Here is a 7,239-nt window from a genome sequence, read left to right on the forward strand (position 1 = left end):
ATTGTCGCTTTCCGCAGTAGCAAACATCTCAATAGCTTTATCAACAGAAACTAAATACGTTTTGATTCCAATGGTCCAAGATTTCAAAATAGAAACCTTTATTGGTTTATCGTTTACAAAAGCGTATTCATCTAGAACGAGATTTTTTGATTCTCTACTCTCTGCGACCATAAGAGTAAAAATGTTCTTTGGTGGCACTCCCTTATCAGTTATCGCAAATATTTCTGTGACCTCAACACAGTTATACTCACCAAGGGATTGACCAATTAAAAGTGCCTGCAAATCTTGTTCAACAGAAGAGCGATTAGCAACTTCGAGCTGTCCGTTCATAGAGTTCTCGTTCAATCAACAATATAAGTATTATTTCATATAATGAAGTAGCTTGCACTGGAAGCAAGAAGAAAGTGAGGGTAGGCATAACACTGATCTGTACCACTAACACTAGACGTACTATTAAGCGACTTCAGCCATAGTTGAATTAATTAATGAATTTCTAAGTTAGCAAGGTCGATAACTCATTTTTGTCCGTGCGACCTGAAGTCGTATGAAGCGTTGTTCACCACGATAAGAGTGAACCATCTGTATCACCAGATGACCCTAGGATCCTGAATAAAGCAGCGGAAGTGGTTAATACGCTGTGGCCAAAATGGTAATGAGAGTCGGAAAGAAGTTGGACAGTACTCTTTCGTGATCGATGCACTCTCCGCACTATAGTGGGCATCTAAGCTGATATTTTGCGCGACATACGGAACAGGGTAAGCCTGTATATCTCCCATTGGGAAAGCAGTCTGCGAAGATTGCCGATAGGTGTGCAGGTAAAGGAGGTTAGAAAAAGCAAAGGCCGCTTTGTAATGAAGTGGATACAGGTTTATATCTGGCGCGAAAGCGAGCTGACTTCTAACTGGTCTCCCGTTGCAAGATGATTTGAAGAACTTTATTTAAGGAGAAACGCAAATGGTGGCTTCATCAGAAGTTAGTGCTTCTCCTAATGGCACTCAATGGCAATCCATCGATTGGAAAGCTGTCGAGTCGCACGTGTTAAAGCTTCAAATGCGCATTGCAAAAGCAACTCGAGAGGGAAAACACAGTAAAGCGAAGTCTTTGCAGTGGATCTTAACGCACTCCAGATCAGCGAAATTACTTGCTGTGAAGCGGGTGTCCCAAAACAAAGGCAGTAACACTCCAGGAATCGATGGTGTCATTTGGAATACGGATGCCCGTCGAATGACCGCAGTGGATCAATTGAATCGCAAAGGCTACCGAGCTAAACCGCTCAGACGTATCTACATTCCGAAAAAGAATGGCAAACTTAGACCCCTCGGCATTCCATGCATGATAGACCGAGCGCAACAAGCGCTTTATCTGCTTGCTTTGGAACCGATATCGGAAACGATAGCAGATCCAAATAGCTACGGTTTTCGCCCTAATCGCAGTACGGCTGACGCAATAGCACAATGCTTCAAATGCTTGTGTCTTAAGCGCTCAGGTCGCTGGGTTTTGGAGGGGGATATTAAAGCTTGCTTTGACAAGATTGGGCATGAATGGCTACTTGAACATGTTCAAATAGACAAAAGGATGCTGAAGCAGTGGTTAGGCTCTGGCTATATCGATAAGGGCTTGTTCTACCGAACGTCAGAGGGAACTCCGCAAGGAGGAATTATCTCTCCAACGCTTATGTTACTGACGCTTGCGGGCCTAGAAAAGCTCGTGAAAGAAGTCGCTAAGAAATCGGGAGAACGAGTTAACTTTATCGGTTATGCGGATGATTTTGTGATAACAGGTTCGTCAAAAGATGTGCTTGTTAACAAAGTCAAACCAAGGGTGATTGATTTTCTAAAAGAAAGAGGGTTGACACTCTCTGAAGAGAAAACACACATTACTCATATAGATGATGGCTTTGATTTTCTGGGCTTTAACCTCAGGAAGTACAAAGGCAAACTACTCATCAAACCGAGTAAGAGCAACGTTCTCTCTTTCTTGGGTAACTTGCGTGAACTCATCAAGAAGCACGCAACAATGCCAGTCAATGATCTCATTAGATTACTGAACCCTAAGCTGAAAGGTTGGGCGAACTATTATCGCCACTGCGTTGCAAAGCGCACTTTCGGTTACCTCGGTCATCAAATCTTCTGGTTACTGTGGTGATGGGCGGTTAGACGTCATCCCACTAAACCAAAAGACTGGGTAAGGCGAAAATACTACATGAACAGAGGTGGTGGATGGCAATTTCACGGTTGGCAGAAAATCGCCAATATGGACTGTCACTACAACCTAATTCAAATAGCGAAAACGCCGATCAAAAGGCATGTGAAAATTAGAAGTGCAGCAACCCCATTCGATCCGCTTTACCAAGATTACTTGGCAAAGAGGAAGCCGAAAAAGGAGAGTCGTCACTCTTGGTTTGACCCTGCCTTAACTGCTATCTAGGTTGCTGGGTAACGTAATACGCCTTAGCGGAGGCTTGAGCCGTATGCAGTGAAAGTTGCACGTACGGTTCTTAGGAGGGCGGCATCTGGTAACAGGTGTCGCCTATCCGACATCTTCGAGCTAGCTACTTGTAGCTAAATCAGGATTGTCCAACTCATTTTTTGCCAAAACCGCTATCCCCTGATCGGCTAGAGCTTTATTTTACCAAGGATTCTAAGCGAATTGCTGGCAATGGAATCAATGATTTGAGCAGGAAAGCCATTGGGTAGCTGGTTAACTACTTGTTCAATAGCATTAGGAAATGTGTCAACAAACTCTTCAAGTATCTCTTGCATTCGAACTGTGCAGAAACCAACAGTTTCTGCTGTTGCAATAAAGTGACGCGGATAGATTTTTTCTAAATGCCACTTATTGCCGCTTGAAGTGGATTTGAGAGCCATCGCTAGTTTTAGTTTACGTGTGTTAATGCCTCTGCCACTTGATGCGGGGAAGGCTGACATAATGTCGTAGAAGGGGGTTAGTCTATAAGCACCATTGGCCTCAATAAAAATTGAAAAGTTTTTTGCATGACCGTCAGTCGCACCAACTAACCACTGAAAAACTTGAAAGCGCATAAAGTCATCACGATCTTTTTGTGCGTTTGTTGAACCGTTCAATAGCTGCATTATTTCTGTAATACCGATTCCTCCGTCACTCTGATATTTCAAGTTGGTCGGTAAAGACATTGCCTGGCTCATATCTTCTTGAGTTAACCTTATAGGGACACTTTCACTTGTAGACCAAACTCGGTCAAATCGTTCAACAGCTAAAGATTTCACATTATTAAAGTCTAATATCTCCACGTGAGGCACTTTAAAGCCCACTGCTTCTGCTAGTTTGATACAGAAGTACTCATTTTCAACGCTCTCAGTCATGTTTAACGTCGCGAATGGTTGCTGAATAAAACCGATTGGGAACTTGAGAATATGAGTGCTGGGATAATTGCAGTTAGGTAAATACCAATTGTTCTTCATCTTCAACAGTGTGGTTTTCTCTTGAGCGCCAGATACTGTGACACGAAAATTACCCAGCTCATTGAGCATGCCAAGTGGGATGTCGTGCTTATGTGCAGATAATATTTCGTACAAGCAATCAATTGAAAGTGGCTCCAACATTGTTGGAGCTAAACTATCCACAATTTCAGTTTCAGGCACTAATGATAATGAGCCTACACAGTCTCGACCGATTGCGTGTAATAAGTCAAACATGTGTGTTGAAGTAGTCTGATAGCGATTCTGGAGGTTTCGGCGTACTGAAGTTAAGTCAGGCAATAGATTCTCAAAGTAATTTGCTACAGGGTCACCTTTGTGCGGTTGGATTTGAAGTGGAAGAGATAGCGAAATCGGGTTCGCGTCCGACTGTGCCAGCCACTTCTCGTCGTAGCAAAATTGCATTCGGCCATCGGTAACCTTGGTTAGATGGCCAAGTTTGGTGTTGTTGATATATACGATTAGCGAAGGCATTCGTACTTACAGTCGTACATGAGCGTATACATTGGGGATGTTGAATAAACTATTACAAATAGTCAGACGTGCTCGGTGGTTAATTGGCACTATTTGCTTTAACTGGTTCAACATAAGCAGCAGTTCCCCAAAGTGGTACAGTAGAAAGGCTATGCTTGAAACTACCATCAGTCTCTTTAGTGGTGTATGAGAGGTAGAGTAATGTTTGGTTATCCGCATCATAGATACGCCTTACTTTCATCGATTTGAAGAAAATACTTTTCGATTGTTTGAATACAACCTCACCAGATTTACTTTTGTCGATAGTTGCAATCATCTCAGGAGTAATATCACCCGTTTGACGACAAGATATAGAACTGTCACTAGGGTCAGAAAGGCTAAAATCGGCCTCAATAGAAGCAATGTGACAAGTCACCCCTGGGATCTTTTCATCATCTAAATTCGACACCTTTATGTCCTTTAAGGTGAAAACGCCAAGTGATACGTCACCAACTTCGCTATCAGAGCACCCAGCTAGAAGAGCAGTGACCAATACCACTTTTAGCATATTATTCATTTGTATGTCCTTGTATTTATGTGACTTATGACATTATATCATACATTGATTTCATCAGTTAAAATTGTTGTGTTATAGTGTTGGTAAATATAGGTTTATCTTTCATTGTGAATAAACCAAGCGACACATCACCTACTTCGTTATTATCACATCCTACAAGTAATACAGATAAGCCAAGGGTTAATGCTATTTTTTTCATATTGATACTCGCTAAGAGGCTGTTCTTCGAATGGAGTGATGATAGCAGTAATGAACAAGAAAGGTAGGGGAGAATTATGCTAAGATAGCCACAATACCGCGGTTGATGTTGATAGTGAAGGGCTCATTATCGATGTCTCGCTTTCATAATAAGAAGTATCACCTTATGACCCACGTTTTTGTCGATCTTGCTATGCAAGCCATTGTGGATAAAAAAAACAACTGGCTTTGTCAGCATGTCAATGTGTTATATCCAACCCCAGAGAGTATTCAAGGACGAGATCTTTATCTATTGCTCAATAGACAGCAGCAGGTTACTCCACTGGCATTCAATACTCAGCATGGTATTCATCTAAATAATATTTATTTAGTTGATTTTCATCGCTTGACGATTATGTTTGCATTACTTCAGGCATCACGTTGTCCACAAGAAGAGCAACGGGCATTGCTGGTGGAATTTTTTACGCAAATCATTTATTCGTCACCTTGTTCTCTATTTTTAGGATTTGTGGATACACAACCAGTAGCGGCTGCCTTATTAACCGAATGTGAACAAAGTGTATTGATCTCCGATATCGTCATTCATAATCAGAAGGTTTTGGGAACACCGAATGATTTTGCTTGTGCCGTGTTCGAAAAATGGCTCGAAGGTCGTCCATTTAGTGGCCGTCTATATATTGAATCAGAGTTGCCAACGAGCGGGCAAGAAGAGTGACATAGCTTGAAGATATAAGCATCGGTTGGGTCATCTTACTTGATTCTGTTAACTGTATCATTTTGTTATGCATCTATCCGTATACACTTTTGAGTAACAGGAGGTGTAATATGGAAAAAGCAAAGTTTCGCTGCGTGATATTTGATTGCGAAGGAACCTTAGTTGATAGTGAACGTTTATGCTGCATGGCTTTAGTTAAAGTGTTTAATGCATTAGGTGCGCAATTAACGTTCCAGGATGTGGCTCAGCATTTTTCTGGAGGGAAAATTGCCGATATTTTATCAGATACACTAGAATTAGCAGGAATGAGTGCCGATCTCGATCTGTTAGAATCCCGCTACCGACAAGAACTTGAGTCTATTTTTATGACACAACTTAAAGCGATGCCTGGTAGTGAATTTTTATTGCAACAGCTTGACAAGTATCAGATTGAATATTGTGTGGCTTCCAATGCCCCTTATGAAAAAATGGTCAGTTGTCTCTCTCGGGCCGGATTGGCAGAGCGCTTTGATGGTAAAATCTTTTCAGCTTTCGAGGCAAACAGTTGGAAACCTGAGCCCGATCTTATTCGCTATTGCGCCATGAATATGGGGTTTTCTCTTGATGAGTGCGTTTATGTGGATGATACAGCAAAAGGCGTGAAAGCGGGAGTCAGTGCAGGTGTTGCCACATTTCAGCTTCAGCCACTCAGCTCATTGAACCATTTTCATCATCCTAATGTTCAATTAATAAGCCAATTGGATGAGCTGATAGAGTATCTATTCTAAGTCAAATAATGCTGAGGATGTCATGAGTAATGAAAGCTTTTGTATAGTATTAACGACCACCAACCGGCCAGAAAATGCTCAGTTGATGGTTCAATCTTTGCTCTCTAAGCACTTATCTGCTTGTATACAGACCTTACCTATTCAGAGCCATTATCGCTGGAATAATGAAATTTGTTGTGACGATGAAATTTTATTGATTATAAAAACGCGTATAGCCTGTTATCCAGCGCTAGAGGAGGAAATAATTCGTTTACACTGCTATCAAATTCCTGAAATTATACAGCTTCCAATTAGCGAAGGATTTGATCCTTATTTATCTTGGTTAAATCAACATACTCAGATCAATGAACAGTAGCATCTGCATTGTATCGACCGTTACTGGGTAAATCGATGTGGGTTTTTGTGGCACTGCCAATTCAGGATGATCAGTGCTGTGATGCCACCTAATGTATCGCAAAGCATATCTTTTTGCGCATCCCAAATATCACCTTGTGAACCTAAAAACGCTAAACCTTCCTCGCCACCCGCAAGCTCTGCATACCACCATTCAATAACTTCATATCCTGCAGCGACGCTCATAACAGAAAAAAGTGCAAATAAAGTGGCGATCATCCGGTTAGCTAACTGTCGGCGCAATAACCATTCGGCGATGGGGTAGGCATATAAACCAATCGCAAAATGTGCGACTCGATCAAACTGATTGCGAGAAGAATGAACAAGCTGATTAAACCAATCAAAAGGAACCTCAGCAAAGGTGTATTTAGCACCAATTGTATGCAATGCCAACCAGATAAAAGCAAGTAAGTAAGCTGTTTTACTTAACGTATGGTAGTACGAGAGCCACCATAAAGCCGATAGGATTAATATTGCTGGTAAAATTTCAGCAATCCATACCGCATGGGAAGTAGGAGCTATTGCCGAACACAGGAAAATAGGTAAATAAGCTAGAGTAAATAAAGCGATGGGTTTGGATAGTATCATAACGATTTGTATTCCCTCATCAACATCAGTAATTTCCTTGTGAACAGTGTTCAATTGGTATTTTACTTCGAATAAGTGTTAGACAGCAAGAAG

7 protein-coding genes and 2 pseudogenes are annotated in these 7,239 nt (G+C 41.5%); 4 read left to right on the forward strand and 5 right to left on the reverse strand.

Features of this window, described 5'->3' with window-relative positions:
- Positions 1–330, reverse strand: a pseudogene (locus B7C60_RS17265) (hypothetical protein); the annotation flags it as partial.
- A gap of 624 nt (positions 331–954) precedes the next feature.
- Between B7C60_RS17265 and ltrA the strand changes: the two are divergent.
- Positions 955–2,427: pseudogene (gene ltrA / locus B7C60_RS15200) on the forward strand (group II intron reverse transcriptase/maturase).
- A gap of 188 nt (positions 2,428–2,615) precedes the next feature.
- On the opposite strand, the gene B7C60_RS15205 reads toward ltrA, so the two are convergent.
- From B7C60_RS15205 to B7C60_RS17115, 3 genes are all read right to left on the reverse strand, one after another.
- Positions 2,616–3,929: a type II toxin-antitoxin system HipA family toxin gene (locus tag B7C60_RS15205; RefSeq protein ID WP_099612374.1), complete on the reverse strand. Its 1,314-nt coding sequence runs from the start codon at positions 3,927–3,929 to the stop codon at positions 2,616–2,618.
- A gap of 79 nt (positions 3,930–4,008) precedes the next feature.
- Positions 4,009–4,485 (reverse strand): CreA family protein, encoded by a 477-nt coding sequence (locus B7C60_RS15210; RefSeq protein ID WP_061898004.1) that lies wholly within the window; start codon positions 4,483–4,485, stop codon positions 4,009–4,011.
- A 58-nt stretch (positions 4,486–4,543) separates the two neighbouring features.
- Positions 4,544–4,684 carry a hypothetical protein gene (locus B7C60_RS17115; protein WP_172953251.1) on the reverse strand — a complete coding sequence of 47 codons (141 nt, stop codon included), beginning with the start codon at positions 4,682–4,684 and terminating at the stop codon, positions 4,544–4,546.
- 165 nt (positions 4,685–4,849) lie between these two features.
- On the opposite strand from B7C60_RS17115, the gene B7C60_RS15215 reads away from it, so the two are divergent.
- From B7C60_RS15215 to cutA, 3 genes are all read left to right on the forward strand, one after another.
- Positions 4,850–5,398, forward strand: a complete 549-nt coding sequence (locus B7C60_RS15215) for a hypothetical protein (RefSeq protein WP_245869548.1) — start codon at positions 4,850–4,852, stop codon at positions 5,396–5,398.
- A gap of 110 nt (positions 5,399–5,508) precedes the next feature.
- Positions 5,509–6,165, forward strand: a complete 657-nt coding sequence (locus B7C60_RS15220; RefSeq protein ID WP_099612375.1) for an HAD family hydrolase — start codon at positions 5,509–5,511, stop codon at positions 6,163–6,165.
- Positions 6,166–6,187: 22 nt separating this feature from the next.
- Positions 6,188–6,520: a divalent-cation tolerance protein CutA gene (gene cutA, locus B7C60_RS15225; protein ID WP_099612376.1), complete on the forward strand. Its 333-nt coding sequence runs from the start codon at positions 6,188–6,190 to the stop codon at positions 6,518–6,520.
- 20 nt (positions 6,521–6,540) lie between these two features.
- Here cutA and B7C60_RS15230 read toward each other — a convergent pair whose 3' ends face one another.
- On the reverse strand, positions 6,541–7,146 hold the full coding sequence (locus B7C60_RS15230; RefSeq protein WP_099612377.1) for a DUF2238 domain-containing protein: 606 nt from the start codon (positions 7,144–7,146) through the stop codon (positions 6,541–6,543).
- Positions 7,147–7,239: the final 93 nt, after the last annotated feature.

The sequence above is a fragment of the Vibrio fujianensis genome (assembly GCF_002749895.1).
Classification (GTDB): Bacteria; Pseudomonadota; Gammaproteobacteria; order Enterobacterales; family Vibrionaceae; genus Vibrio; species Vibrio fujianensis.